The organism is Thermanaerosceptrum fracticalcis (assembly GCF_000746025.2).
Lineage (GTDB): Bacteria > Bacillota > Peptococcia > DRI-13 > DRI-13 > Thermanaerosceptrum > Thermanaerosceptrum fracticalcis.
Genome location: NZ_CP045798.1, coordinates 3,180,058 through 3,207,032, shown reverse-complemented (window position 1 = coordinate 3,207,032; position 26,975 = coordinate 3,180,058). Strand labels below are relative to the sequence as shown.

The following is a 26,975-nucleotide window of genomic DNA, read 5'->3' as shown; positions in this document are numbered from 1 at the left end:
TTTCCCGCATATACTTCTGTACCGTGGATCGACTGATGCAAAAGCCTTCCCGGTATAAACACAGGTTTCTGTTTCGTCTTTATTAACTTTTAATTCCTTTTAACAACTCCTGGAATTCTTCTTCCGTAAGTATTTTGAGAATTGACTCAGGTTCGGTCTCCAGGATGGCCCTGGCTTTATCCAGTTTGGACCCGGCGTTTTCACCTGCTATTACGTAATCCGTCTTCTTGCTGACACTGCCGGAAACTTTAGCCCCCAAATCGCTTAAGAGTTTCTCAATCTCAGACCGGGTGAAATTCTGCAAGGTTCCGGTCACTACCACCGTTTTATCTTTGAAGGGGCTGTCCGTCTCAGGACCTTTTACGAATTGGGGCCTTACGCCCGAGGCCAGGAGGCTCTCTATGCTTTCCTTTATTTTTTCATCGTGGAGGAATTTAAGGATGCTGTCTGCAACAATCTCTCCGATCTCAGGTATGGCCAGTAATTCTTCCCGGGTAGCCTGCATGACACCCTCCAGGGACTGGAAAGTTCGGGCCAGGTCGCCGGCTGTTTTTTTGCCCACATTGGGAATTCCCAGGGCGTAGATAAAGGAATCCAGGGTACAGTCTTTACTTTTTTCTATGGAATCCAAAAGGTTTTGCACCTTTTTCTCTTTAAACTTCTCCAGGGTAAAAAGGTCTTCCCTGGTGAGACGGTAGAGGTCGGAGATTTCCCGGATATCCAGCTTTTCAAAAAGCTGCTCCGCCGTTTTTTCACTGAATCCTTCGATATTCATGGCCTCCCGGCTGGCAAAATGTACGATGCTTTTCACCAGCTGGGGTTTGCAAGAGAGGGAGTTCTCACAGAATAGATGCACCCCGTCCTGGATCAAATCAGCCCCGCAGGCCGGGCAAACTTCCGGTGCTTTTATTTCTGCAGTGCCGGATAAAGATTCTTCCACTACACCGGTTATTTCGGGGATCACATCATTGGAACGACGCACAAAGACCTGGCATCCTAATCTTACGCCTTTCCGCTTGATGTCATCCATGTTATTAAGGGTAGCCCGCTTCACGGTTACTCCCCCGATATCCACAGGTTCCAAAAGAGCAGTAGGGGTTACCTTTCCGGTGCGGCCCACATTCCATTCTACCGCAAGCACGGTGGTTACGGCATCCTTGGCTTCGAATTTATAGGCAATGGCCCACTTGGGGAATTTGATAGTATAACCAATAACCTCCCGCGTGGGCAGATCGTTCACCACAATCACAGCCCCGTCAATTTCGAACTCGAAAGTATCCCGGATTCTTTCCAGTTCCTTGACCTCCCGGATCACTTCTGCTATACTGCGGCAGGTCTTATGGTATTTATGGACAGGCAGCTTTTGTTCCTTAAGAAAAGCCAGGATCTCCTCATAGTTCCGGAAAGACTCTCCCTGGCTAAAACCAATATCATAAAACCAGGCAATGAGCTTGCGTTTGGCCGTTTCCTGGATATTGAGATTCCTTAAAGCGCCGGCCGCTCCATTACGGGGATTCTTTAAAGGGACTAGAGCCTTGGCATTATACTCTGCAAAGGCCTTTTTGGTCATGAGGGCCTCGCCGCGAATTTCCAGTAAGGCTTTACTCTTGATGGCGAGAGGTATGGACTTGATGGTTTTTATTTGAGCAAGAATTTCCTCCCCTACTTCGCCTGTCCCCCTGGTGGCGGCATGCTGTAAGACACCCTCGTAGTATGTCAAATTGATGGTTAATCCGTCGAACTTGAGGGTAACCACGTAGGAGAGAGGGGGTAAAGGAACATCATGAGAAGCATTGTATTCTTCGATGGCCTTTTCCAGCCTCTTTTCCCAGCTTCTCAGTTCCTCTTCATTCTGGGCTTTGTCCAAACTCCACAATTTGGCTTTGTGGGTGTGCTTTTTAAATTCGGTGAGGAGCACATCTCCCACCCGCTGGGTGGGTGAGTTGGGGAGTACCACCCCTGTTTTCTCTTCCATGGCCTTTAAGCGGTCATAGAGTCGATCATATTCCCGGTCACTGATACTGGGATTGTCCAGAGTATAGTACTCGTAAGCATACTGGTTTAACTGTTCTACCAGTTTTTCCATTTCCTTCAGCATCTCAGTCTGGTCCATATAAATCCCCCTTGCCTTTAATTAGGCTTACTGGATTTTGGAGATGGGTGCGTATTTCGCTACCAGGCTCTTAATACCTAAATTGGGGAAAGCCACTTTAATTTCCGCTTCTTCTCCTTCTCCCTTGACACTGACTACCACACCCTGTCCCCATTTGCGGTGTTCTACCTTATCGCCCACGTTAAATTGAGTATACCCCCCCGGCCCCGGCGAGGTAACGGGAACCGGAGCCCGGGTAGTGGGGAAGAAATCATGATTACTTTGATATTCTTCCCAAAGCTGGGGCGGAATTTCCCCGATAAAACGGGAGGGCGGGTTATAACTTGTATTACCATAGAGATTCCGCTCCCGGGCACAAACCAGGTGTATTTTCTCTTTGGCCCGGGTTAAGGCCACGTAACACAAACGTCTTTCTTCTTCCAGTTCGCTTTCGTTGAGAAGAGAGCGAGAATGAGGAAAAATCCCCTCCTCCATGCCTACAATAAAGACCACGGGGAACTCCAAACCCTTGGCTGTATGCATGGTCATCACGACCACAGCCTGGCTCTGGTCTTCTAAGGTATCAATATCACTGACCAGGGAAACCTCAGCCAGGAATCCGCCCAGGGATGGTTCAACCGCTTCTTTTTCATAATTCTGGGTTACTGTAAGAAATTCTTTGAGGTTTTCCCGGCGGCTCTGGCTCTCTACAGTATTATCTTCCAGAAGCTCCTGCCAGTAACCCGATTCTACCAGTATTTTTTCCGTAAGCTCAGTGAGGGAAACTTGTCCCACCAACCGGTACATCTTGTCCATGAAATTGACAAAAACGGCAATACCCCTGGCTATCTTGGCCGTGAGGCCTAAGCTTTCATACTGCTTGAGGGCCTCATAGACAGGTAGTCCTTCCGCTCTGCTGAAATCCTCCACCTTCTGGACAGTGGCCTCACCCACGCCCCGGCGGGGCACATTAATGATGCGGCGCAGACTGATACTGTCACTGGGATTGGCCAGCAATTTTAAATAGGCCAGGATGTCTTTAATTTCTTTACGCTCGTAGAATTTCAGGCCGCCTACGATTTTATAGGGTATACCGGCCCGCAGAAACCATTCTTCCAGTACACGGGATTGGGCGTTGGTCCGCATTAACACGGCACAATCCTGGTAGCGGTAATGGCCCTGGGTGAATTCTCTGATGCGCTCTGCCACATACCGGGCCTCGTCCTGTTCATTCTGGGCCCGGTAGAGGACAAGCCGTTCACCCTGGGGATTTTCCGTCCAGAGGCTCTTTTTCTTTCTTCCCACATTATTTTTGATGACCTGGTTGGCAGCAGCCAAAATGCTCTGGGTGGACCGGTAATTTTGTTCTAATTTAATGACTTTGGCCTGGGGGTAATCCCGCTCAAATTCCAAAATGTTTCTTATATCGGCCTGGCGGAAACCGTAGATGGACTGGTCATCGTCCCCTACCACACATAGATTCTTGTATTTTTGGCTCAAAAGATTTACCAGCACATACTGGGCATGGTTGGTGTCCTGGTATTCATCCACCATAACGTAACGGAACCTTTCCTGGTACTTCTTGAGCACCTCAGGGTATTTTTCGAAGACCTGGACCGTAAGGGAGATGAGATCGTCAAAATCCAGGGCATTGTTTTCTTTTAAACGTTTCTGGTAGATCTCATAAGCTTTAGCCGCCTTGTCCTCCAAAAAATCTCCGGCCAGGAGTTTCGCATCTTTGGTGCTTTTTAGCTCATTCTTAAACTTACTTATGAGATGAAGCATGGTACGGGGGGTAAATTTCTTCTCATCCAGGTTCAGTTCTTTAAGTACTCCTTTGATAACCTGCTGCTGGTCCTGGGTATCATAAATGACAAAATCAGAAGTATATCCCAGGGCGGTAATTTCCCTGCGCAGGATACGCACACAGGCTGCATGAAAAGTCATCACCCACATTTCCCTGCTGATATCACCAAGCACCGCTTCCAGGCGTGTTCTCATTTCCTGGGCGGCTTTATTGGTAAAAGTAATGGCCAGGATGGAGCGGGGACTGATCCCCAACATGCCGATAAGGTATTTAATCCGGGGAGGCAGTAAACCTCCCTTCCGGTTTTTTTCTTGTTTCAGCCAGTCCTCCATCATCCGCAGATCCTGTTCCGTCATATCCGCCGGGGGCTCTGGTTTGGGATTGTGTTTGGGACCAAAAAGTAACAGGTGTAAGACCCGGTAGACCATGGCCGTTGTTTTCCCGGAACCGGCTCCTGCCAGGCAAAGGACCGGTCCTTCTCCCGTTTCTACTGCTTTATACTGTTCCGAATTTAAACGCCGGAACAGGTGGTTTCTTATCTCTTCTCTTAATCTCCAGTACTCCTCTATCATCTTGTTTTGTAAGACCACTGGTTGTCCTCCCTTTAAATGTCTAATCTTTACATACAGTTATTGTACCATATTCCGCTTTTTTCGCCGGAAAAATCGTATTTTTTACTGAGCTGTGACAGGCACCATTCGGCCCGTCCCTGCTTATTATATAAAATGATAAAGGAGAAAAATACCTGTAAAAGTTTTCTTTTAAATTTTTAACCGGAATGTATAGAGTACCTCTTTCCCGGCAATAATTTATAATGAACAACTCCTCTTATCTCCTCCACTCTATAGGTTCAGGGAAATTTTCCTTGAACCTACTTTTTTATGTATATAAAAAATACCCGACACCTAGTAATTAAAACCGATTTCGGTATCGGGGGACAGGCAGCGAAAAAATAAACTTTCTAAGTACAGGTATAACGGCGTTTTTCCCGAATGTTTCCTTTAGGTACGAGACTCATTTTTTCTCCTGACAAAAGCTTCTCTATTCCCGTTTTTGGCAAGTGGGTCAGACGCCGGCAAGCCTCACAGGATTCGTCACAGTTACTGTTTGTAACCGCAGGTTCAGGGTAAGCACAAATCATCCCTTCATAGTTCCGCAGGATCACTTTGTGGGTCGACTGGGAAATAAGATAGGTGGGAGCAACGGGGATTTTTCCACCCCCGCCGGGTGCATCCACTACATAGGTAGGTACAGCCAGGCCCGTGGTATGCCCCCGTAAGAGCTCCATGATTTCAATGCCTTTGGAGACCGGAGTTCGGAAGTGCTCCAATCCCGGCGAAATGTCGCACTGGTACAGGTAATAGGGGCGCACCCTGATGCGCAAAAGGGCATGCATCAATTCCTTGATAATATAGGGACAGTCGTTGATTCCCCGCAGCAATACTGTCTGATTCCCCAGGGGTATTCCGGCATCGGCTAAACGGGCACAGACCTCCTCGGCTTCAGGAGTTATCTCTTTGGGGTGATTAAAGTGGGTATTTAAGTAAACGGGAGGGTATTTTTTCAACATGTTACACAGCTCGGGAGTAATACGCTGGGGAAGGACCACAGGTGTACGGGAGCCGAAGCGAATCAGCTCTATGTGCGGAATTTTCCTGAGACTCCCTACAATATATTCTATTTTTTCGTCGGACAGAAGCAGGCTGTCGCCGCCGGAAATCAAGACATCGCGGATGGTAGGGGTTTTCTTAATATAGACAAGGGCCTGGTCAATCTGCTCCTTTGGTAAGGAAGCATCAGCATTACCGGCAAACCGCCGCCGCGTACAGTGGCGGCAGTACATGGAACACTGGTCGGTAACCAGAAACAAAACCCTGTCAGGATAACGATGGGTAAGCCCCGGTACGGGAGAATCCACATCCTCATGGAGCGGGTCTTCCATCTCGTGTTCTCCCATTTGCAGTTCCATGGTCCTGGGAACTGCCTGCTGGCGAATAGGGTCACTGGGGTCGTTTTTATCCATAAGTGAAGCATAATAGGGTGTGATGGCCATCCTCAAAGTATGAAGACAGGATTCTACCCCTTTTTCTTCTTCCGGCGTTAAGTGGATGATCTTTTTTAATTCCTCCAAAGTTTGAACCCGGTGGGCCACCTGCCAGTGCCAGTCATTCCACTCCTGGGGGCTCACATAAGCCCAGTATGAAGCAATCTCCGACATGGTCTCACCTCATAAGATTTAGCGCTTCCGTTTTTTGCGGAAGCGCTGATTTTTATTCATCACCAAAAAAGTTAAAGTCGAACCCTGTTTTCTTCTTGCCCATGCCGTCGGCATCGATATCCCTTACCGCCTCGAAAGCCCGGTGGGGATTACGACCAAGCCCGAAATCCTGGCCCATTTCAAACTTGTTGTTCTCAAACCTTTTATGCTGTTCTCTGGCCTTATTTCTGGCTTTTTCCCCGGTCACTTCGTTGGTAATACCCTGCTCACGCATATCTTCGATGTCCATTGCCCCTGTCATTCTTTGCTCGTTCCTTCTCGTTGTATATGTTACGCCATTACCCAAATCATAAACTCTACTCTCGGCCAAAAATAAACACCTCCTTTTACCTTAGTATGAGGGTAAAAAGAGGTGTTTATACCCGGTTATTTTTCTTTGTGTCTCCGTGCAAGTTCCCGCCAGATGTCCTGTAAATCAATTTCTTTTTCCCGCAAAAGGACAAGGAGATGATACAGGAGGTCTGCCGTTTCGTAAATTATTTCCTCCCGTTTGCCGCCTTTGGCGGCGATCACTACTTCCGTGGTTTCCTCTCCCACTTTTTTCAGGATTTTATCAATCCCCTTGGTAAAAAGATAGGTGGTATAGGAATCGGGCGGAAGGGTTTCTTTTCTTTGTTTAACGAGTTCCTCCAGCCAGGATAAAAGAGCCCAGTCCGGTGAGACAGCATCTTCTTTGACCAGCAGAGGCCTGGTAAAACAGGAAAAGGTTCCTTCATGACAGGCCGCACCGGTCTGGTGCACCTGAACCAGGAGGGTATCGCCGTCACAATCATAAAAGATACCCGCCACCTGCTGGATATGACCGGAGGTCTCACCTTTGGCCCAGAGGGTCTGGCGGCTGCGGCTGTAAAACCAGGTTCGTCCTTCGCTGAGGGTTTTTTCCAGGGCCTCCCGGTTCATGTAGGCTACCATTAAAACGGTCCCTGTTTTCACATCCTGGACCACGGCAGGAATCAAGCCTTTATCATCAAACTTTAAAGAAGCAATAGTTTCCGGGGTTATCTTCATAACCGCACGACAACCCCCTTCGTGTTAAGATAGTTTTTAACTTCAGCTATTGTTTTTTCACCAAAATGGAAGATGGAAGCGGCCAAGAGGCCATCGGCCTGGCCCAAAATAGCTCCTTCATAAAGATGCTCCACAGTTCCCACACCGCCTGAGGCAATAACGGGCACAGACACAGCCTCACTTACCGCCCTGGTGAGTTCCAGGTCATAGCCCTCTTTGGTACCGTCCCGATCCATACTGGTGAGGAGTATTTCACCCGCGCCCAATTCTTCTACTTTTTTGGCCCAGGTAATCACATCCAGGCCTGTGGGGGTACGTCCACCATGAATGTAGACCTCCCACCTGCCCTCAGCAACCTTGCGGGCATCGATAGCCACCACCACACACTGACTGCCAAAATGATAAGCTCCTTCACTGATGACCCCGGGATTCTGGACGGCAGCGGTATTAAGAGCCACTTTGTCGGCTCCCGCCTGCAGTATCTTTCGCATATCCTGGACAGAGCGGATTCCCCCGCCCACGGTGAAGGGAATAAAGACCTTTTCGGCAACCCGCGAAACTACATCCAGGATGATATTCCTGTGTTCGCTGGAGGCGGTGATATCGAGAAAAACTAACTCATCAGCCCCTGCCCTGTCATAATAAGCTGCTAATTCCACAGGGTCTCCGGCGTCTTTCAGTTCCAAGAATTTTGTACCTTTCACCACCCTGCCCTTGTCCACATCTAAGCAGGGTATGATTCTTTTTGCCAGCATAACAAATTAATCCTCCATAATCTCCAGGGCTTCCTTCAGGCTGATGGTCCCGTTATAAAGGGCCTTGCCCATGATGACACCCTCTACGCCAAAAGGTTTTAGAGACTTAAGGTTACGCAGGTCATCCAGGGAAGAAACCCCGCCGGAAGCAATAACCTTAAGACCGCTGGTCTGGGCCAGGCGTTTGGTTGCCTCTATATTAGGACCACGCAGAGTCCCGTCCCGGCGCGTGTCCGTAAAAACAACCCGTTTGATGCCCAGCTTGGCAATCTCCAGGGCTAAAGCTTCTACTGTCATTTCCACCGTTGATTCCCAGCCTTCAATGGCCACTAAACCATCTCTTCCGTCAATTCCTACCAGGATACTGTCGCCAAATTCCTTGCTGCACTGGCAAACCAACTCCGGTGAAAGGATGGCGGCAGTGCCGAGGATAACCCTGTCCACACCTGCGTCCAGGACTTTCTTCACAGTTTCCAGGGAACGTATTCCTCCACCTAATTGAATAGGAATCCGTACCGACTCCACCATCTGTTTAACAATTTCCAGATTTTGTGGTGTTCCCGTAAAGGCGCCATCCAGGTCAACCACATGCAGTCTCCGGGCTCCCCGCTCCTCCCAGAGCTGGGCCATTTCCACCGGTTCATCTGAATAGATTGTTTCTGTGCCTTTTTGTCCCTGGACTAGACGGACACAGCGGCCGTCCCTCAAATCAATCGCCGGGATTACCAACATGACTTACCAACTCCCCAAAATTTTTCAGTATCTTTAGTCCGATCTGGCTGCTTTTTTCAGGATGAAATTGTATACCCATGATGTTATTAAAGCACACAATGGCAGGAAATTCTATACCATAAAATGAAGTTGCTGCTACATGGGAAGAATTATACCCCGCTCCACAGTAAGAATGGACAAAGTAAACATAGCTGTCATCGGGAACACCGCTTAACAGAGGATGGCTTTTTTCTATCTTCAGGGTATTCCAGCCCATGTGAGGGACCTTTAACCCTTTGGGAAAGCGGACAACTTTTCCCTTAATGAAACCTAAACCCTGATGCTTCCCGTATTCCTCCCCTTCTTCAAATAGCAGCTGCATCCCCAGACATATCCCCAGGAAAGGGGTTCCTCTCTGCACCACCTCAGCAATAACAGGCAGGAGACCCAAGTCCTTTAAATTTTCCATCCCCTTAGGGAAGGCCCCTACACCTGGCAGGACTACTGCCCGGGCCTCCAGGATCTCGTGATGCTCCCGGGTAATCAAAGGTTCTAATCCGGCAGCTTTCAAACCCTGGGCCACACTAGCCAGGTTACCCAGACCGTAATCGATCACCGCTGTCTTCATTTTATAAAACCCCCTTGGCCGAAGGTATTTCCTCTCCTACCAGGCGGGTTGCCTCTTTTAGAATCCTGCCTGTTCCTTTAAAGACAGCCTCCGCCAGGTGGTGAGAATTTTTTCCCGCCAGTTGCCTGAGATGAAGGGTAATCCTGGCTTCCTGCACAAAGGCCCGCCAGAATTCTTCTATCAACTGGCAGTCAAACTGCCCTATTTTCTCGGTGGGAAAGACAAGTTCCGGATAAAATCCGGGCCGCCCGCTGATGTCCACAGCACAAAGGACCAGGGACTCATCCATGGGTAAGGCCAGGGAGGCATAACGGGCTATACCCTTTTTGTCACCCAGCGCCTGGAAAAAAGCCTTCCCCAGGCAGATTCCTATATCTTCTACAGTATGATGGTCATCAACAAAAAGATCGCCTTCAGCCTCCAGGCTAATGTCAAAACCGCTGTGCCTGACCAAGGAATCCAGCATATGGTCGAAAAACCCAATACCGCTCTCGCCCTTAAAAAGGCCCTGTCCCTCCAGGGTTAATTCCAGTTTGATTTTCGTCTCTTTAGTACTTCGCTCCACAAAACCGCGTCGTAAACTCATAACCCATCCTCCTCAAGGCGAACGCCTATGGCCCTGCCATGGGCCGTCAAACCTTCTATCTCCGCCAAGTGCATAATAGATCGGGCAGCCATGGTAAAACCTTTCGCCGTATAGCTGATAATACTGGAGCGTTTACAAAAATCTTCTACCCCCAGGGGCGAAGCATAGCGGGCTGTTCCACCTGTAGGCAGGACATGGCTGGGACCTGCCCAGTAATCCCCCAAAGGCTCCGGTGAATAGGGACCTAAGAAGACGGCCCCTGCATGTTTTATTTTGGCAAGATGTGGCCAGGGATCGGCTAAGAGCAGTTCCAGATGTTCGGGGGCGATAAAGTTGGACACAGCAAAGGCTTCTTCCAAGTCCTCAACAAGAATAATGGCTCCGAAACTCGTTAAGGCCTCCCGAGCCACATTCTCCCGCGGCAGTGATGTTAACTGCTTCTCTACTTCTTCCCTTACCTTACTGGCCCAGTTACCATCATTGGTGACAAGAAAAGCCCGGGCTCTTTTGTCATGTTCTGCCTGGGAAAGAAGGTCCGCTGCCGCATATGCGGGAGCCACACTCCCATCCCCAATGAGCAGAATTTCACTGGGTCCCGCCAGCATATCGATACCTACTTGGCCGTATACGAGTTTCTTAGCCATGGTCACATAGATGTTGCCCGGTCCCACAATCTTGTCTACAGGGCGGATACTCTCCGTGCCGTAGGCCAATGCTGCCACAGCCTGGGCACCGCCTACCCGATATATTTCTCCTACACCGGCTTCGTGGGCTGCTACCAAGGTAGGGGCTGGGATACCGCCGTCCTTGCCCGGCGGTGTTACCATTACAATCTCCGGGACGCCCGCCACTACAGCGGGCAGACTGGTCATTAATACCGAGGAAGGATAGTTGGCTGTCCCTCCCGGCACGTAAATACCGACTCTCTCTAAAGGCCGGTAAACTTGCCCCACCAGGGAACCCCTTTCGTCCTGCACAAACCAGTCCTTTTGTTTTTGCAGGGTGTGAAAACTTATGATGTTTTCTTTGGCCTGCCGCAAAGAGTGAAGAAACTGGGTATCAACCTTGTCGTAAGCTTCTTGTATTTCTTCTTCCCTAACCCTCAAGCTGTCTTTTGTTAGACGACAGCCGTCAAAACGTTCTGTGTAGCGAAGAATGGCCTCATCTCCGTTCTTCACGACCTCACTTAGTATTTCCGCCACCTGGGCTTGTACGCTTAAGTCCTCCAAAGCCGCAGGTTTAATTCTTTCTGCAGCTTTTTTTTCCGGCCAACGATAAATGGGCAGCATCAAGGGCTCCCCCCTTCCTGCTGTAATATTTCCTTCATTCTACTGACAATGTGATTAATTGCTTCTGATTTCAGGCGGTAACTGGCCCTGTTCACCACGAGACGGGCCGTAGCCGAGCCGATTTCCTCCAGGGGGACAAGATTGTTTTCCTGCAAGGTTTTTCCGGTGGAAACAATATCAATGATAAGTTCGGCCAGGCCCACTCTGGGGGCTAATTCTATATTGCCGTGGAGTTTGATGATCTCGGCATGGAGACCTTTCCGTTTGACAAATTCTTTGGCGATAGTAGGAAACTTGGTGGCTATCCTGAGCCCCGCTTTCCACTGGTATTCACCGTCTGGAGACAGCACACTGCGGGGAGCGGCCACCACAAAACGGCAGTAGCCATACTTTAAATCCACCAGTTCATAGAGATTCTTACCTGCTTCCATAATGCTGTCCTTACCCACAATACCTAAATCTGCCGCACCGTATTCCACATAGGTGGGTATATCCGTGGGCCGACAGATGATAAAGCTGGTTTGGTTTTTTTCGTCGGTAAAGACTAAAGTCCGGGCCTCATCGGAAAAGTGAGCACAGTTGAAACCACATTGGCTTAACAACTCAATACTGGGTGCGAAGAGTTTTCCCTTGGGCAGAGCGATGGTCAGTTTAGTCTCCATAGTAAGTCACCCCTCCTAACCAGACAAGTTGGGCCTCTTTTTCCCTAGAAAGCAGTTTTGCTTCTTGTTCCGTGATTCTTCTCAATTCCGCAATGACTTTCTTGCCCTCGGCCCGTAAAGTTTGAGCCTTTTTAAGGACGAGACCGGGTTCTTCCCCCGCTACCAGAAACAGCTCACTCTTTTTTTCTTTCTGGGCCAGGCTGAGAAGAAGGCGGTCAACCCCCAGGGCAAAGCCGGTAGCCGGGTAGGAATGACCAAAACGGTGGAGAAGATGATCATAACGGCCGCCGCCACCTATGGGGTAACCAAGTCCGGCAGTATAAACCTCAAAAACCATCCCCGTATAGTATTCTTGGTTACGGAGAGTACTTAAATCCACCTGAATATATGGTTCATAGCCGTATAAAGCGATAAGGTTTACTATTCCCTTTAGATCTGCCAGGGCCGTAAGAATTTCGCCAGGTAAACCTGAACCGGTCATAGGGAAATTATCAATATCCAGAGGGCGGGTTAATAAATCCACAACCGCTTCCCTTTTCTCTTGAGCCAGGCCAGCTTTCTCCAAAAGCTCATTTAAGCCGACAAAATCTTTCTCCAGCACAAGATGGCGCACTGCTTTAAGCTGGTTCTCTTCACAGGTTAAACTTTGTAGTAATCCCTGGAGTACTCCCATATGACCGATACTCACGGTAAAACGCTCCAACCCTTGGGTTTTTAAGGCTTCTATTGCTAAAGCCAATATTTCGCAGTCAGCTTCCGGGCCCTCCTGTCCGATGAGTTCCGCACCAACCTGGCTGAACTCCCGCTGCCTGCCTGTCTGCACGTCTTCATACCTGAATACTTCTGCACCATACATTAAGCGCCAGGGAGGAGCCCCCTCTATTTTACTGCTTACCACACGGGCTATAGGTGTAGTCAGTTCCGGTCGCAAAGCCAGGATACTGCCATCCCTGTCAATCAGTTTATATAACTGGTCCTGAACAGCCCCCTCTTCCCCCTGAACCAGGGTCTGGTAATACTCTAAAAGAGGGGTAGCGATTTCCGTATATCCCCAGGTGGCCATGGTTTGCAAAAGCTCGTTGGTGAGATCCCTTCTCCTGGCAGCCTCACCGGGCAGCCAATCGCGCATCCCTACCGGTATATTCCAGGTTCTTTTCTGGTACATTCACCGCACATCCTTTAGTTTGTTAAAGTATTAATATGCTAATTAAATTAATTGTATGAATAGACCGGCCAATTGTCAAGAAAAAATTAGTTGATAGTTGGTAGTGACCTACGTTTCCCGTTTCTCGATTCCCCGCTACCCGAATTAGCAGCATATCTTCGGGTAGCTGGTAGCGGGTGGCGGGCAGCGATAAACCTCATCGGATGTCGGACATCTGAAAACGGAAAGTCGGCCTATATAGAAAAAACCGGCTTGTCAGCCGGTTTTTTCATCCTTATTCTTCGCTTTTAAACGTTTTAATATGAGCTGGTACCCATCAGCCCCAAAATACAAACATCTTTTGACCCGGCTGATGGTGGCGGTACTGGCCCCTGTTTCTTCTGCAATTTCCGTATATGTTTTATCCTGATCGAGCATCTTGGCCACTTCCAGCCGCTGAGCGATGGCCTTGATTTCTGCCACTGTACAAATATCCTCAAAAAAGCGGTAGCATTCTTCCTCTGTTTCCAGAAGTAAAATGGCTTCAAAAAGTTTATCCGTAAACTCATCCTTCAAACGGCTGTCATAGCCCATAATCAGGCTCACCTCTTTTGCCTTTTTTTCTCTAGTTCTACTTTAACATATTAAAATCCTGCTGTTAAAAGAAACGATTTCCGAAATCCGACTTCCGAATTCCGATAATCATAATATTTCTTTTGAGAAAGTATTTCTAGCCAAATTAAAAACGCTATCCAAATTTAAGATAACTCTAAATTCGGATAGCGGATATCGGAATGTCGATTATAACACTTTCGCGTTTCCTTTATAGATAAGGCCACGGACAGGATCGATGGTAACTGTACTGTACTGGGACAGGAGTTTGGTAGCTTCCGCCACCCCAACAATCACAGGTATCCCCAGGTTTATACCCACAATGGCAGCATGAGAAGTTAGTCCACCCTCTTCTGTGATAATGGCGCCGGCAAGTTCCATGGCGGGAATAAAGTCCCGGTCAGTAGAGGAAGCAACGAGAATATCTCCCTTCTGCATCCTGGCTTTAGCTTCCTCGCCGGTTTCGGCAATCACTATACGGCCTGCTACAGAACCACGTCCAATACCTGTTCCTTTGGCCAGGACTTCCCCTACGGTATGAACCTTTAACAGGTTGGTAGAACCAGGAATGCCCACGGGTACGCCTGCGGTAATCACTACCAGATCACCGTTACGAATATACCCGGCCTGTAAAGCGGTGTTGACTGCAGTGTCAATCATTTCATCAGTAGTATCACTCTCAGGGGATAAGAGCGGGTATACACCCCATACCAAAAGGAGCTTCCTATAGACCTTCTCCTGTGGTGTTACAGCAATAATAGGTGCCTGGGGACGGTATTTCGATACCATATGTGCTGTAGAACCCGACTTGGTGGCGGTAATGATAGCCGCTGCGCCCAGACTGAGAGCCGTGGCACAGGTGGCATGACTGATGGCTTCCGTAGTAGTGCGGGCCACAGTTAAAGCCCTCTTTTTAATCAATTCACGCCAGTTCAGGGATTCCTCCGCCCGCAGGGCGATGCGGGCCATGGTTTGTACAGCCAGGAGGGGATATTTACCCGCTGCCGTTTCGCCGGAAAGCATAATGGCGTCACTGCCGTCAAAGATGGCATTGGCCACGTCACTGGCCTCCGCCCTGGTGGGACGGGGATTTCTGATCATGGAATCCAGCATTTGAGTAGCGGTGATTACAGGTTTTCCGGCAATATTACACTTTTCAATCATGGTTTTTTGCACCAGGGGAACCTCTTCAGCCGGAATCTCCACACCCAAATCACCCCTGGCTACCATAATGCCGTCAGAGACCTGAATGATTTCATCAAGGTTCATCACACCCTGGTGGTTTTCGATTTTAGAAATAATATCAATGTCGGCCCCCTGGTCCTCCAGTAATTTACGGATAGCCAGGACATCACTGGCTGAGCGAATGAAAGAGGCGGCTATGAAATCGACGTTTTCCTGAACGCCAAAGGTAATATCATCGACATCTTTTTGGGTCATGGCCGGCAAATTGATTTGTACGCCGGGAACGTTAACTCCCTTCCGGTTGCCCAGTTCCCCTCCGTTTTCAATGACACAGTGAATATCAGACCCTTGCACTTTCGTGACACGGAGAGCAATAAGCCCGTCATCTAAGAGAATCTGCACGCCTTCGCTGACATCACCTGGTAAACCTGGATAACTTATACTGATGCGTTTTTCCGTACCCATGATTTCTTCGGTGGTCAGGATGATTTCTTCCCCGGCTTTTAACTCGATTTTCCCTTGTTCCAGGAGACCTGTTCTAATTTCCGGACCTTTCGTATCCAACATAATGGCCACAGGTATTCCCAGTTCCTTGGAAGCCTGCCTGATATTCATAATGCGCTGCCTGTGTTCATCGTGGGACCCATGGGAAAAATTTAAACGGGCCACGTTCATACCGCTTTTTAGGAGCTCCTTAAGGACAGGAACCTGTTCACTGGCCGGACCAATGGTACAAATAATTTTTGTTTTCCGCATAATCTCTCCTCCTTTATTCTCTTACCTATGTAACTTTGACGTGTCACTATGTTAATATTGACCATCAGGGACGTTTTTTGTCCCTGATGGTCAATATCTTTTTTCGTGTCGTTTACTGCAGACAATTATACCTGTTTTTTCCAAACCTTCCAGTCTAAACTTTATTACTTATAGTGCACCCGTAAGGATTTCATGGGCTTCTTCCGCTTCAGACTCCGGTACTAAAATCTCCACGGAACCTGAATCACCCAGGTGGGGAACGCCTACGGAACGGAGCATCACTAAGAGTCCTTCATTCATTAAAAGTGTTTTTAGTTGTTCAGCTGTTGGTCTGTTAGGCGCAATATAAACGACAGTCCACATATAGAAACCTCCCCCAGAAGTCTTATTCCTGCAGCTATTCTCCCGATTCGATCACACCATGTCTCGTAAAGATACGAGCACGGCCTCTCACTTTCATTGCCGAGGTAATTTCCGTAAACTGGGCAATCATCACTTCACCCCGGTCTAACTTTTCAGAATGGTGAAATTTAGTGTCTTTACCCCTGGTTAAACCACTGATGGTAACGCCATTTTCCATAGCCTTCACCACAATATATTCATCAGTGCATGCTCTCTCGCCGTTAGCCATTTTCTCCCCTCCTATCATACTTTCGCAGTTCCACGGTACTTTTCTTTCAAACCAGCCTCTACAATAGGCGGTACCAGTCCTTTGACACATCCACCCAAAACAGCCACTTGTTTGATCATGCTGGAACTGATAAAAGAGTATTCTCCGGCTGTCATGAGAAATACAGTTTCCAGGGTTTCGTTTAAACGCTTGTTCATCGCCGCGAGCTGCATCTCATATTCAAAATCCGATACTGCCCGTAAACCTCGAATTAAGGCCTGGGCATTCTTACAAACAGCATAATCTGCCAGGAGGCCGGAAAAACTGTCCACCTCTACGTTTGGCAGGTACTGTAAGCTCTCTTCCACCATTTGTAGTCTTTCCTCAAGAGAAAAGAGATTGTTTTTATAATTATCCTTGGCTACGGCTATAATGACTTTATCAAAGAGTTTGCTGGCTCTTTCCGCAATATGAATATGCCCGTTGGTAACAGGGTCAAAAGTGCCCGGGTAAATCGCAATACGCAAAAATCTCCCCCCTCAAAAATTGCCGTTCCCTGTTTAATGCCATTGTGTCCCTGTCGCAACACAATTATTCTTGTTCAGTCATTAATTCACCCTGATAATTCGTGAAGCCTTTTTCATAATCCTGCTAAACTTCGAAAAAAATATAAAGAAAACTTGGCTTGCACCAAGCATTGGCGCAGGCGGAAGCCTTAGTTGCACTTATGCCTCCTCAAACTTATACTTTCTGACTGGTATAAAAGAAACCCAGTATTTCTACTGGGCTTTACTTAAGAGTTATGGGCTATTTTCGCAGCCGCTGCGGCAGCAATGGCAGCCACCAGGTCATCGAGAAAAGTATTTACTCTCCCCTCCTTGCCGTTGTGGAGACGACCAATAATCCCTGTTTTCATTTTGTCGAGATAACCAAAACTGGTGATGCCTATGGTTCCGTAGACATTAGTGATACCCATGGCCAAAACCTCGTCGATGCCATAAAGGCCTTGATCTTCTTCAATAATGCCGGCCAAGGGCTGGGGAACTAATTTTTGTTCCGTCAGCATATCCAGGGCAATGCCCGTTAAAACAGCATGCTGAACTTCACGTTTGTTTAGTACAGCCTCCACTGCCTCGACACATTCTGCCAGCTGTAAATCGGGAAAATACGGTTCCTGCAGCCACTTTACAATCTCGGCAATATCTCCCACCATAACCCCCCGTTGGACTAACTGCTTCAAAGTCTCTTTTTTCATCCTTCTCTCCTCCTCCTGGGTCTGTGAAAAAAATCTATGTGGCCGGGAGGAGATTTATGTTTTTCCTTAAGCTATTTCTTTTCTTCCATATTCTTTATTTCTTCCTTGATTTCATTTTCCGCCTTTTTTACGGCTCCTTTAAACTCGGCAATACTTTTGCCCAAGGCTTTACCCACTTCAGGCAATTTCCCGGGACCGAAGATAATTAAGGCCAGCACCAGGACCAGTAAAAGCTCTGAGAACCCTACGTTTGGTATAAAGCCGAATGTCGTCATGACCCACCTCAAAATTAAATAAATTAGCCTTAGACTTATTATACCACAGCTTTATTTATTCACTACACTGATGGCTTCCACACCTGTCAGGGATTCCAGTTCCACCATAAGCTGCGGCAGTACGTTAACCCAGAATTCCGGTTTGCTTTTGATGAGCTTTTTCAGATGAGGGAAATAAAGATAAAGAGGTGTTTTACCCTGGTAGAGGGCAATAATGGGACGGAGTTCTTCCCAGATCAGGTTTTCATCGACGTTAGGCGAAATCTTTAAATAGAGGGTTGTTGCCGTACCGGGTTCCACCTGCCATTCCAAATTGGTCAGGGAACTTATACTCTCTACAAAAATTTTGGGTTTATCCTCCTGCAGGTTTAGCCGCGCCTTCACCAAGACAGGAGAATCAGTTTTCAAGAGGTTATTAAATTTAGCCAGATTTTTTGGGAAAAGGAGAGCTTCTACGCTACCGCTCAGGTCTTCCAGCGTAAAATAAGCCATAGTTTCCCCGCGTTTCGTCACTGTCCGGCGCACAGCCGTAATAACCCCGGCCAGCACAACCAGGTCACCATCAGTGGCCTGGGCCAATTCTTCGATTACGTGAGTAGTCTTACCCCGGATCACTCCCATAAACTCGGCTAAGGGATGCCCGCTCAAATAAAGGCCCAGGGTTTCTTTTTCCATCTGTAATATTTCCCTCTCCGAGAAATCACGGACTTCCGGTAAAGGAATCGAGGGCTTAAAGGAGGCAGGCGTGCTGGTAAGGTCAAAAAGGGACAATTGATTGGAGTTCTTCTGGCGCTGCCAGGCTAATCCCTGGTCGATACAAAGATGTAAAATCTCTAAAAGCTGTGCTCTTGTCCCCGGCACAGAACCAAAGGCACCGCATTTAATCAAGTTTTCTAACACACGCCGGTTAACCTGGCTTAAGTCCACCCGCTCGCAAAAATCCTGGAGGCTTAAGAAACGGCCGTTTTTTCGTTCCTCCAGTATGGCCTGGATAGCATTATGACCTACCTGCTTAATAGCGGCTAAGCCAAAACGGATTTTATTCCCTGATACGAGAAAGCTCTCGGCGCTTTCATTGACATCAGGAGGCAGTACCGCAATTTTATGCTGCCGGCATTCCTCAATATAAAAAGGTACGCGGTCACTGGATTCCATGACGCTGGTGAGCAAAGCAGCCATAAACTCTACGGGATAGTGGGCTTTTAAATAGGCGGTCTGGTAGGCCAGGATGGCATAGGCCGCGGAGTGGCTCTTATTAAAACCGTACCCAGCGAAATATTCCATTAAATCGAAGATTTTTCCGGCTACCTCACCATCGACCCCGTTTTTTACAGCCCCTTCCACAAACTGTTTGCGTAAACCTGCGATGATTTCCGGCTTTTTCTTTCCCATGGCCCGGCGTAAAAGATCCGCTTCCCCCAGAGTAAACCCGGCCAGGTCACTGGCGATACGCATAACCTGTTCCTGATAGAGAATGACACCGTAAGTTGTCCTGAGGATAGGCTCTAAAGCCGGGTGCAGGTATTTCACTTCAACTTCCCCATGACGTCTTTTAATAAAATCTTCCACCATACCGCTCCCCAGAGGGCCGGGACGATAAAGGGCGACTAAAGCGACGATATCCTCAAAGGTCTGGGGTTTTAACTCGCGCAGGATGGCCCTGAGGCCGGAACTTTCTAACTGGAATACGCCAATGGTGTCGCCTTCGGATAATAATTCATAGGTCTTCTTGTCGTCCAGGGGTACCCTGTTAATGTCCAATTGTTTATTTTGACTCTGGACAATTAACTCTACCGTATTGTTAATGACTGTTAAAGTACGCAAGCCCAGCAAATCCATTTTTAAAAGGCCGATTTCTTCCACTGTGTCTTTATCAAATTGGGTAGAAACCAGACCTTCAGTAGTTTTTTGCAGGGGTAAATGCTGGTCCAAGGGTCTTTGGGAAATGACGATACCCGCAGCATGGGTTCCGGCATGACGGGGCATCCCTTCCAGGGCCCGGGCAGTCATCAGCAGCTGTTTCACTACATTATCTTCTTCCGCCAGTTGAACAAGTTCCGGTGAAACTTCCAAAGCCCTGTCAATGGTAATCCCCAGTTCGCTGGGAACCAGCTTGGCCACCTTGTCCACCAGGGCCAGGGGCACATTCATGGCTCTCCCGGCATCCCGGATAGCGGCCCGGGCGGCCATGGTACCGAAGGTGATGATCTGGGCCACCCGGTCGGCGCCGTACTTTTCTACCACGTATTCAATAATTTCTCCCCGGCGCTCAAAACAAAAGTCTATGTCAATATCCGGCATGCTTACCCGCTCAGGGTTCAAGAACCGTTCAAAGAGCAAGTCGTACTTCAAGGGATCAATATCGGTTATCCCTAAGCAGTAAGAAACCAGGCTGCCTGCCGCCGAACCCCTGCCTGGTCCTACAAAGATCCCTTGCTTTTTAGCATAGTGGATAAAATCCCAGACAATAAGAAAATAACTGCTGTAGCCCATTTTTTTTATGATGGAAAGCTCATAGGCCAACCGCTCCTGGTGCTTGGGCTCTATTTTGGGGTAGCGTTCCCTTAAACCTTGCTGGCAAAGGTGCTCCAGATAAGTGTCGACGTTATAACCATGGGGGACCTCATAAAAAGGCAGGAAGTTTTCGCCAAACTTAAAATCCACCTGGCAACGTTCAGCGATCCTCACCGTATTGGCTAAGGCTTCGGGATAATCGCCGAATAATAACCGCATCTCTTCAGCTGATTTCAGGTAAAACTCTTCTGTTTCAAAGCGCATCCGGTCCTGGTCCTGCAGAGTTTTTCCCGTCTGGATACAGAGGAGTATATCCTGGATAGCAGCATCATTACGCCTGGTATAATGGACATCATTGGTCGCAACCAGGGGAATCCGGGTATCCCGGGCTATCCGCAGCAATCCGCTGTTAACCTGGTGCTGCTCTGCCAGACCATGGTCCTGCAGTTCCAGAAAGAAGTTATCTCTACCGAAAATGTCCTGGTAGTCAAGGGCTGCAACCCGGGCTTCTTCCTCTTTCCCCTCCAGTAACAATGCAGGAACTTCTCCGGCCAGGCAGGCAGAAAGGGCGATCAAGCCTTTATGGTATTTTTTTAACAGTTCCTTATCCACCCTGGGTTTATAGTAAAAACCCTCCAGCCAGGCAGCGGAAACCAGCTTGATAAGATTCTGGTATCCCTCCTGATTTTCCGCTAAAAGGACAAGATGATAGGGGGAATCATCTAAACCTGCCACCTTATCCCAGCGGCTGCGGCGAGCCACATATACTTCACAGCCGATAATGGGCTTGAGACTTGCCTTTTTGGCTTCTTTATAAAACTCAATCACACCGTACATCACACCGTGGTCGGTAATGGCCAGTGCCTGCATTCCCTGTTCCTTGGCCTGTTGAACCAGTTCCGGGATTTTGCTGGCACCGTCCAGCAGGCTGTAACACGTATGGTTATGGAGATGAACAAAACTCACCTTTATTCCTCCCGGCTCCTAAGCCTCAGAATAGTTCTAGATAAACTTCTTATCATATATATTTTAACAAAGATAATTCCCGGGAACGAGGTTTAATTTCCACCGCTGCCGTATCCTGTTTGTTGTCCGGTGATGAGTAATGAAAAAAGGGAGAGCACAAGACTCCCCCTTATTTTTTAATGATGCGCGAACTGAGGATTCCTTTGGCCTTCAGTTTTCCTTCACAGTAGATACTGACATCAGTAACACATGACTTTTTCTCAATATGGATCACCCTGGTGTAAACTTCCACAAAATCCCCCACCTCTACCGGGTCCATGTGGTAAAGGGTTAAATTATCCAGGACCGTATCCAGCCGCAGCTGTTTACGCAAGGCAATATAGGTGGCCGTGGACATAATGGTAACCAAAGTGCCGGGACTGGCAGAACCAAATTCGTTAATCATGAACTGGGTAATCTCACCGGATATTTTCGTCCCTTCATCCCATTCATCCAAGGTAAAACCGCTCATCACCAGGTTGTCCACGGTTTCTCCAACATGGGGCTGTTTTTGGGTTTGCTGGAAGGCCTTTAAAATATCCTGACGGCTCACGACCCCCACCAGGCGCCCCTCTTCCACAATAGGCACCAGTTCAAAACCTTCCCAGATTAAAAGACGGGCTAAATGGGTAACCAGAGTCTGTCTCTCAGCAATGAGAACATCTTTGGTCATGACCGATAAAACACTGGCAGTCCTATCAATACCCGCCACATCAACGGCGGTAACAATACCGATGACCAGCATGTTCTGGTCCACAACAGGGAAGCGGCTGTGGCCGGTTTTCTGGGCCATTTCATGCCATTGTTCCACTGTGGCTTCGGAAGTCAGATAAAAAACATCCCTGACCATGATGTCTTCCACACGGACCAGTTCTTTTTCCGTTAAACGGTCGTAAACCGCCCTGTTCATCATGGAGACGGCCACAAAAGTATCATAAGGACAAGAAATAATTACCAGGTTATTTTCCTGGGCAAGCTTAATGAGTTCTTTTGATACTTTAAAGGCCCCGGCCACCATAAGGTGGGAACCCTTCTCCAGGGCAATACGCTGGAACTCAGGTACGTCTCCGACAATCAGCAGGGCATCCTTCTCTAACAGTTGTTCCAGTATGCCAATACTGTTACAGCCAATAACAAAACGGGAGGGAGCTAATCCTAAACGTTCAGTACTGCACAGTACTTCCCCTTCCACAATGAGGGAGATTTCCCTTAAGGTTAAATCTTCAATTTCCCGTTGCTCCTCGGCCTCTATACGGATTGTTCCCACTTTGGGAATTGAACTTACCAGTCCCTGGGCTTCAGCTTCTTTAATAGCCCGGTAAGCTGTTCCTTCACTAACATCCAGTTCTTTGGCGATCTGGCGTACCGAAACTTTCGTACCTACTTCTAAATTTTTGATGAATCTGATAATTTGTTCATGTTTCGTGAGGCTACTCCCCAAGGCTTCGCCTTTCATTCCACCACACCCTTATATCTCACTCTATATATTCTCTACCAGTATAGCAGATAATAAGTTCTGTCACAATGGTGATTTTAATTCCAGCCGTGTAATACAACAGCTGGGAGCAGGCTCTTTATCTCTAACTGTTTCCCTGCCGCATTCTTCTGGTCATAATTCCACCAATACGTCCCGATTCTTCCGCACTTAGTTCGGCCCAACCCCATTTCTGAATTTTTTCCCATAACCCTAATTCCTTGGCTATCTCAAATTTAAGCAGTTCCTGGGGAGTAGGCTCTTTTTTCTTATTTCTTGACAACTTGTTTTTTTCCTTTTCACCTGGCATACAATCACCTTTTCTGACTAAATTATCCTGCTCTGTGCATTATACCCTTTATTTAACAATTCATGCATCATACTCAGGAAAAGGCTTTTCTGGAGAAATATCCTATAACTAAAAGAAGCAAGCTGCATGCCATTCCTACATAGAGGGGATCCAGGGCCCCACCCAGCAGTGTCCATAAAAGAACTGCGGAAGGCCCGGCGATGATGGCCCAGCGTCCAGCCCAGGCAGCGATTTTGTTTCTTAAGAAAATGGCGGCCAGAAGAGGAAAACAGATCGTAGCTCCCCGCAAGCCCATGGAAAGGAAGCTCCACTTGAGAATCAGGGAATTGAGATTTCCTCCCACAAAGACTAAGGTAGCCAGGGTAACCACAATAATGATCACCCTTGTTACCGCTAAAACCCCGGAATCTGTAGCTTTAGGATTAATTATCTTCTTATAGATATCCTGGCTTAACATGGTACTGATCCCTAAAGTAAGCCCTGCCCCGGTACCTACAACGGAAAGAAGCAAAGTGGCTAAGACCATACCGCCTACCCAGGGATTGAGAAACTGTAAAATAAATAAGGGCAAAGCCTCCCGCGGGTCGATTTCAGGGAAATGGCTTCTCATGTATAAGCCCACCATAATACTGGCCAAACCGATAGGGGGAATTAACAGGGCGGACACAAGAGCCCCCCGGCGGGAAGTACGTACGTCTCGCCCGGAAAACATGGCCTGGAGATAAGTCTGCGTGGATAAGACACCTACCACTAGGGAAAACCCGGCAGCGGCATCAGTGTTGAAGCCGCGGCCGAAAAGACTGAACCAGGGAAAAGCAGGAAATGTGGCCGTCAACCCCGGCAGGCCGCCTATCATCTGGTAGGAAAGAATCCCGGCCACTGCCAAGGAAATATAAAGCAGGATGAGTTTTACCACACCTACCATTCCTGTACCCCATACGCCGCCAAAGATCACATAACTGATAACCAGGACTACAGCAATGAAAGCCGCTAAGAGCGGCGGTACTTGAAACATGGAGGTAAGCAAAGCTACGGCAGAGAGAATCTGCCCAATAATATTGAGGAAAATTCCAAGAGAAGAGAAAACACTGGCTACCGGACCGGCTCTTTCCCCGTAAGCCTTAACCAGGAATTGAGGTGCCGTAGAGGCTCCTGATTCCCTTAAGGGCTTAGCCAGAACTCCTAAGAGCAGGCAGGCAATACCTGCGCCTAAAGTAAACCACCAGGCACTAAACCCAACTTTGAAAGCCAGTTGGGCCGTACCGATGGTAGAAGCGCCGCCCACTACCGTCCCCATGATTGTACCGGCTACTAATGAAACACCCATAGACCTTCCCCCAACGGCAAAATCCGCTGAAGTCTTAACCTGCCGTATGGAATAAACCCCAACCACAGTGACAATAGCCAGGGTAAACACCATACTGATGACATGTACCTGAGTCAACATCCCCTTTCCTCCAACTCTCACAGTAAATTTTTTTCTATATTAATTCTATAATTTTTTCTATATTAATATTATTTCTCTATTTGTTTGATAATTCCTGTTTCACTTATTTAAATAAAAGTTACTTTGGCATAAAAACACCCACTTGGACCAAGTGAGTGCAAAAAAAGCTTTACTCTTCTTTTCCTTCAAATAAATCCGGGTGACAATACAGTGTTTGAGAATCACTGGCAATTTCGGCGAAATCCTCTAAAAGCTTGGAATATTTAAAGGCAAAGTTGAAGAACAGATGAATTTCCGGTTTACTCCGGTCACATGACCGCATAATCACCTTATCGGGATAAAACAGATACTGATAATCCTTATCTCGCCAGGCCAAGCGTATATTGCCGATAATTAAATAGACATTTCCCCATTCATTGATGGAAAAATCATTGAGGATGCCCCGTCCAACTTCCAGTTGGCCGAGACGAAAACCAATAGTATGGTCGGGCTTACCCATAAAGGTAGAAAAATGCTCCAAGATAAAACGGCAAGGTAGACTGACTTCCTCTAAAAGGCGCCTCTCCGTTGTCAGCTTTTCTTCCAGTGTTTTAAAGCGGAGAGCCTGGGGGTGATTTTCTTCCCCCGTTAGACCATATTTCTCCTTGCAACGGCGGAGGACCAAGGTTATCTCTTCATAAGCTTCCAGATACCTTTGATCCCTTTCTTGTCGCTTGTTCATGGGCCACCCTCCTTTGCTGCCTCTTAATATAAGTATACACTAACCGGTACAATTATTTCCATGTTTGGCCCTTTTATTTAAAATAAAGGGTTGTTTCCAGGAAAGATTTTACACTTATTCGGTAACCCCGGCAATCCTTCGGGCATAATCAATATATTCTTCCAGAGGTGTATAAGCTTCCACCACTATCTTTGCACCGTCAGGCGCCCCACCGCCGTGCATACAGCCCGGTACGCCGGCCCCCAGGGTAAGCCATTCAGCGAGACGAGCCATTCTTACCCTGGTTTCCGCAGAAACAGAACCCGCCTTAAGCACATTCAGGAGGTAATCACCGTATTCCTCATTCTGCAAATCCAGATAAGACGGCAGGCAGCCTGTTTCCACAATACCACCGCCTATCTCCTGGCAGAGCCGCTTTGTCTCATAGGGCAAAGTGGCTACATGGACCTTATTGGTATGGGCTGTAATAGGATCAGAGAACCAGATTCCAGAGGGGTGCTGTTTCCCTAAAGCAATAGCTCCTACACCCACACTAAAAGTTGTTTCATTATTAACAGCCATTTGGGTTAACTTATCGGAAAAGATTTTTTCGCTTAAACCATTAGCCCGGGCCAGCATAGCGGCGGCACCCAGCATCACATCCCCCTGTCCGGCCACGCACGCACCGATACATGCACGGTGATTAGCGGAGAAATAACTGATAATATTTCCCGTGTATTTATACTCTCCGGCCATAAAAACCCGTTCATTGGGAACAAAGACATTATTAAACAGCAGATAAGCCTGGGTAATACCTGTCTCCGGAATATCAAAGCCCTCTTCATATTCCCGCCGGTCACTGGGACGGCGAGCCTCTACAATCGTTAGCCCTTCAATATCACGGGGTACCACACAGGCCACGGCATAATTCTTGTTCGCTTCATCGTAAGCGCCGCTTGGTAAAATAAAAATTTCATTGGCTGCTGCCACACCACAAATCATGATTTTGGCTCCCCTGATGATGATGCCATCTTCCCGCTTTTCCATAATACGCAGATTGGCATCGGGCACAGGCTGATTGGCCGGTTTTTTGGAACGATCACCTTTGGCGTCGGTTAGCGCTCCGGCTGCCACCCAGCCTTCTTCCTCCGCTAAGAGCAACCATCGTTTCAGACGCTGATGATAACAGGTACCATATTCTTTATCGATTTCATTTGAGACCGCCCAGAGGACATTTTGAGCGTTCCAGCCCACGCAAAGGCCCCCAGTACACGTGCCGGTCAGATGATACATAGTTCTTTTTAATTTTGAATTGTGGATTACATCTTCCATCTTCTTCATTAACCCGTTGAAACGATGAATCCTGTCACCGGTGAGATAGGACTTTGTGGTGAAGAGTTCTTCCAATTTGGAATCATAGGCGGCATCAAAACCACGGGCATGACTTTCTACCGTTCGTCTCGTGGCCGGGTGAGTGGTAACATCGGTGATTAATTCACCAAATTTGTAGACATTGGGCCTCATCCTTTTAAGCGACTGTATGTATTTTTCCCTGGTGATTAACGCCATTTTTTTGTCCCCTCCACTCTTTCTCACATTCCAAAATATTTTAATTTTATATTTTAATATTAACACATTTCAGTCTTTGTTAATTATAATCACTTCTAATTTCCCAATTTACCCTTTCTTAAAAAATATAAAAAGTATATCTCCAGTTTGACAGAATCACGATACCATCATATAATATTTTAGTACGGGATGTAGCGCAGTTTGGTAGCGCGCTTGGTTCGGGACCAAGAGGTCGCAGGTTCAAGTCCTGTCATCCCGACCATCTTGAATATTATTACTCCTCCAACCCGGAGGAATTTTCTT

Annotated in this window: 25 protein-coding genes and 1 tRNA gene; 1 reads left to right on the top strand and 25 read right to left on the bottom strand. The window is 47.8% G+C overall.

Features of this window, described 5'->3' with window-relative positions; translation table 11 throughout:
- Positions 1–82: 82 nt before the first annotated feature.
- The 25 genes from ligA to BR63_RS16200 form a co-directional block, all read right to left on the bottom strand.
- Complete coding sequence (ligA, locus tag BR63_RS16320) at positions 83–2,113, bottom strand: NAD-dependent DNA ligase LigA (RefSeq protein ID WP_034424366.1); 2,031 nt, start codon at positions 2,111–2,113, stop codon at positions 83–85.
- Positions 2,114–2,140: 27 nt separating this feature from the next.
- Positions 2,141–4,489 (bottom strand): DNA helicase PcrA, encoded by a 2,349-nt coding sequence (gene pcrA / locus BR63_RS16315; protein ID WP_243270010.1) that lies wholly within the window; start codon positions 4,487–4,489, stop codon positions 2,141–2,143.
- A gap of 371 nt (positions 4,490–4,860) precedes the next feature.
- On the bottom strand, positions 4,861–6,117 hold the full coding sequence (kamA, locus tag BR63_RS16310) for a lysine 2,3-aminomutase (protein WP_034424364.1): 1,257 nt from the start codon (positions 6,115–6,117) through the stop codon (positions 4,861–4,863).
- Positions 6,118–6,169: 52 nt separating this feature from the next.
- Complete coding sequence (locus BR63_RS16305) at positions 6,170–6,487, bottom strand: hypothetical protein (RefSeq protein ID WP_034424363.1); 318 nt, start codon at positions 6,485–6,487, stop codon at positions 6,170–6,172.
- 56 nt (positions 6,488–6,543) lie between these two features.
- Positions 6,544–7,185, bottom strand: coding sequence for a bifunctional phosphoribosyl-AMP cyclohydrolase/phosphoribosyl-ATP diphosphatase HisIE (hisIE, locus tag BR63_RS16300; RefSeq protein ID WP_034424355.1), 642 nt, complete (start codon positions 7,183–7,185; stop codon positions 6,544–6,546).
- Entirely contained in the window at positions 7,182–7,940 is a 759-nt protein-coding gene (hisF, locus tag BR63_RS16295) for an imidazole glycerol phosphate synthase subunit HisF (protein WP_034424353.1), read from the bottom strand. The genes hisIE and hisF overlap by 4 nt, the downstream gene beginning before the upstream one ends.
- Positions 7,941–7,946: 6 nt before the next feature.
- Positions 7,947–8,672 (bottom strand): 1-(5-phosphoribosyl)-5-[(5-phosphoribosylamino)methylideneamino]imidazole-4-carboxamide isomerase, encoded by a 726-nt coding sequence (gene hisA, locus BR63_RS16290; protein WP_034424351.1) that lies wholly within the window; start codon positions 8,670–8,672, stop codon positions 7,947–7,949.
- Positions 8,650–9,279: an imidazole glycerol phosphate synthase subunit HisH gene (gene hisH, locus BR63_RS16285; protein WP_034424348.1), complete on the bottom strand. Its 630-nt coding sequence runs from the start codon at positions 9,277–9,279 to the stop codon at positions 8,650–8,652. The genes hisA and hisH overlap by 23 nt, the downstream gene beginning before the upstream one ends.
- A gap of 1 nt (position 9,280) precedes the next feature.
- Positions 9,281–9,865, bottom strand: a complete 585-nt coding sequence (gene hisB, locus BR63_RS16280; RefSeq protein ID WP_034424346.1) for an imidazoleglycerol-phosphate dehydratase HisB — start codon at positions 9,863–9,865, stop codon at positions 9,281–9,283.
- The gene (hisD, locus tag BR63_RS16275) at positions 9,862–11,154 is read right to left on the bottom strand and encodes a histidinol dehydrogenase (protein WP_034424344.1); all 1,293 of its coding nucleotides are present in this window, start codon (positions 11,152–11,154) and stop codon (positions 9,862–9,864) included. The genes hisB and hisD overlap by 4 nt, the downstream gene beginning before the upstream one ends.
- Positions 11,154–11,816 carry an ATP phosphoribosyltransferase gene (hisG, locus tag BR63_RS16270; protein WP_034424341.1) on the bottom strand — a complete coding sequence of 221 codons (663 nt, stop codon included), beginning with the start codon at positions 11,814–11,816 and terminating at the stop codon, positions 11,154–11,156. The genes hisD and hisG overlap by 1 nt, the downstream gene beginning before the upstream one ends.
- Positions 11,806–12,981: an ATP phosphoribosyltransferase regulatory subunit gene (gene hisZ, locus BR63_RS16265; RefSeq protein WP_034424340.1), complete on the bottom strand. Its 1,176-nt coding sequence runs from the start codon at positions 12,979–12,981 to the stop codon at positions 11,806–11,808. The genes hisG and hisZ overlap by 11 nt, the downstream gene beginning before the upstream one ends.
- A gap of 255 nt (positions 12,982–13,236) precedes the next feature.
- Complete coding sequence (locus BR63_RS16260) at positions 13,237–13,554, bottom strand: YerC/YecD family TrpR-related protein (RefSeq protein ID WP_034424337.1); 318 nt, start codon at positions 13,552–13,554, stop codon at positions 13,237–13,239.
- 207 nt (positions 13,555–13,761) lie between these two features.
- Positions 13,762–15,513, bottom strand: coding sequence for a pyruvate kinase (gene pyk, locus BR63_RS16255; RefSeq protein WP_187142718.1), 1,752 nt, complete (start codon positions 15,511–15,513; stop codon positions 13,762–13,764).
- A gap of 168 nt (positions 15,514–15,681) precedes the next feature.
- The gene (locus BR63_RS16250) at positions 15,682–15,876 is read right to left on the bottom strand and encodes a putative signal transducing protein (protein WP_034424331.1); all 195 of its coding nucleotides are present in this window, start codon (positions 15,874–15,876) and stop codon (positions 15,682–15,684) included.
- A 34-nt stretch (positions 15,877–15,910) separates the two neighbouring features.
- The gene (mtrB, locus tag BR63_RS16245) at positions 15,911–16,144 is read right to left on the bottom strand and encodes a trp RNA-binding attenuation protein MtrB (RefSeq protein ID WP_034424328.1); all 234 of its coding nucleotides are present in this window, start codon (positions 16,142–16,144) and stop codon (positions 15,911–15,913) included.
- 14 nt (positions 16,145–16,158) lie between these two features.
- Positions 16,159–16,650, bottom strand: a complete 492-nt coding sequence (coaD, locus tag BR63_RS16240) for a pantetheine-phosphate adenylyltransferase (RefSeq protein ID WP_034424325.1) — start codon at positions 16,648–16,650, stop codon at positions 16,159–16,161.
- Positions 16,651–16,916: 266 nt separating this feature from the next.
- Positions 16,917–17,378, bottom strand: coding sequence for a phosphatidylglycerophosphatase A family protein (locus BR63_RS16235; RefSeq protein ID WP_051966073.1), 462 nt, complete (start codon positions 17,376–17,378; stop codon positions 16,917–16,919).
- Positions 17,379–17,449: 71 nt separating this feature from the next.
- Positions 17,450–17,653 carry a Sec-independent protein translocase subunit TatA/TatB gene (locus BR63_RS16230; protein WP_051966071.1) on the bottom strand — a complete coding sequence of 68 codons (204 nt, stop codon included), beginning with the start codon at positions 17,651–17,653 and terminating at the stop codon, positions 17,450–17,452.
- Between the two features lie 51 nt (positions 17,654–17,704).
- Positions 17,705–21,133: a DNA polymerase III subunit alpha gene (locus BR63_RS16225; protein WP_034424322.1), complete on the bottom strand. Its 3,429-nt coding sequence runs from the start codon at positions 21,131–21,133 to the stop codon at positions 17,705–17,707.
- A 169-nt stretch (positions 21,134–21,302) separates the two neighbouring features.
- Positions 21,303–22,628: a CBS domain-containing protein gene (locus BR63_RS16220; RefSeq protein ID WP_034424320.1), complete on the bottom strand. Its 1,326-nt coding sequence runs from the start codon at positions 22,626–22,628 to the stop codon at positions 21,303–21,305.
- 124 nt (positions 22,629–22,752) lie between these two features.
- Entirely contained in the window at positions 22,753–22,956 is a 204-nt protein-coding gene (locus BR63_RS16215) for an alpha/beta-type small acid-soluble spore protein (RefSeq protein WP_034424315.1), read from the bottom strand.
- 73 nt (positions 22,957–23,029) lie between these two features.
- The gene (locus tag BR63_RS16210) at positions 23,030–24,403 is read right to left on the bottom strand and encodes a sodium:solute symporter family protein (RefSeq protein ID WP_034424312.1); all 1,374 of its coding nucleotides are present in this window, start codon (positions 24,401–24,403) and stop codon (positions 23,030–23,032) included.
- A gap of 169 nt (positions 24,404–24,572) precedes the next feature.
- Complete coding sequence (locus tag BR63_RS16205; protein WP_034424310.1) at positions 24,573–25,124, bottom strand: hypothetical protein; 552 nt, start codon at positions 25,122–25,124, stop codon at positions 24,573–24,575.
- Between the two features lie 114 nt (positions 25,125–25,238).
- Positions 25,239–26,672 (bottom strand): 4-hydroxyphenylacetate 3-hydroxylase N-terminal domain-containing protein, encoded by a 1,434-nt coding sequence (locus BR63_RS16200; RefSeq protein ID WP_034424306.1) that lies wholly within the window; start codon positions 26,670–26,672, stop codon positions 25,239–25,241.
- Positions 26,673–26,857: 185 nt separating this feature from the next.
- On the opposite strand from BR63_RS16200, the gene BR63_RS16195 reads away from it, so the two are divergent.
- Positions 26,858–26,934 (top strand) — tRNA-Pro (locus tag BR63_RS16195).
- The last annotated feature ends 41 nt before the right edge of the window (positions 26,935–26,975 follow it).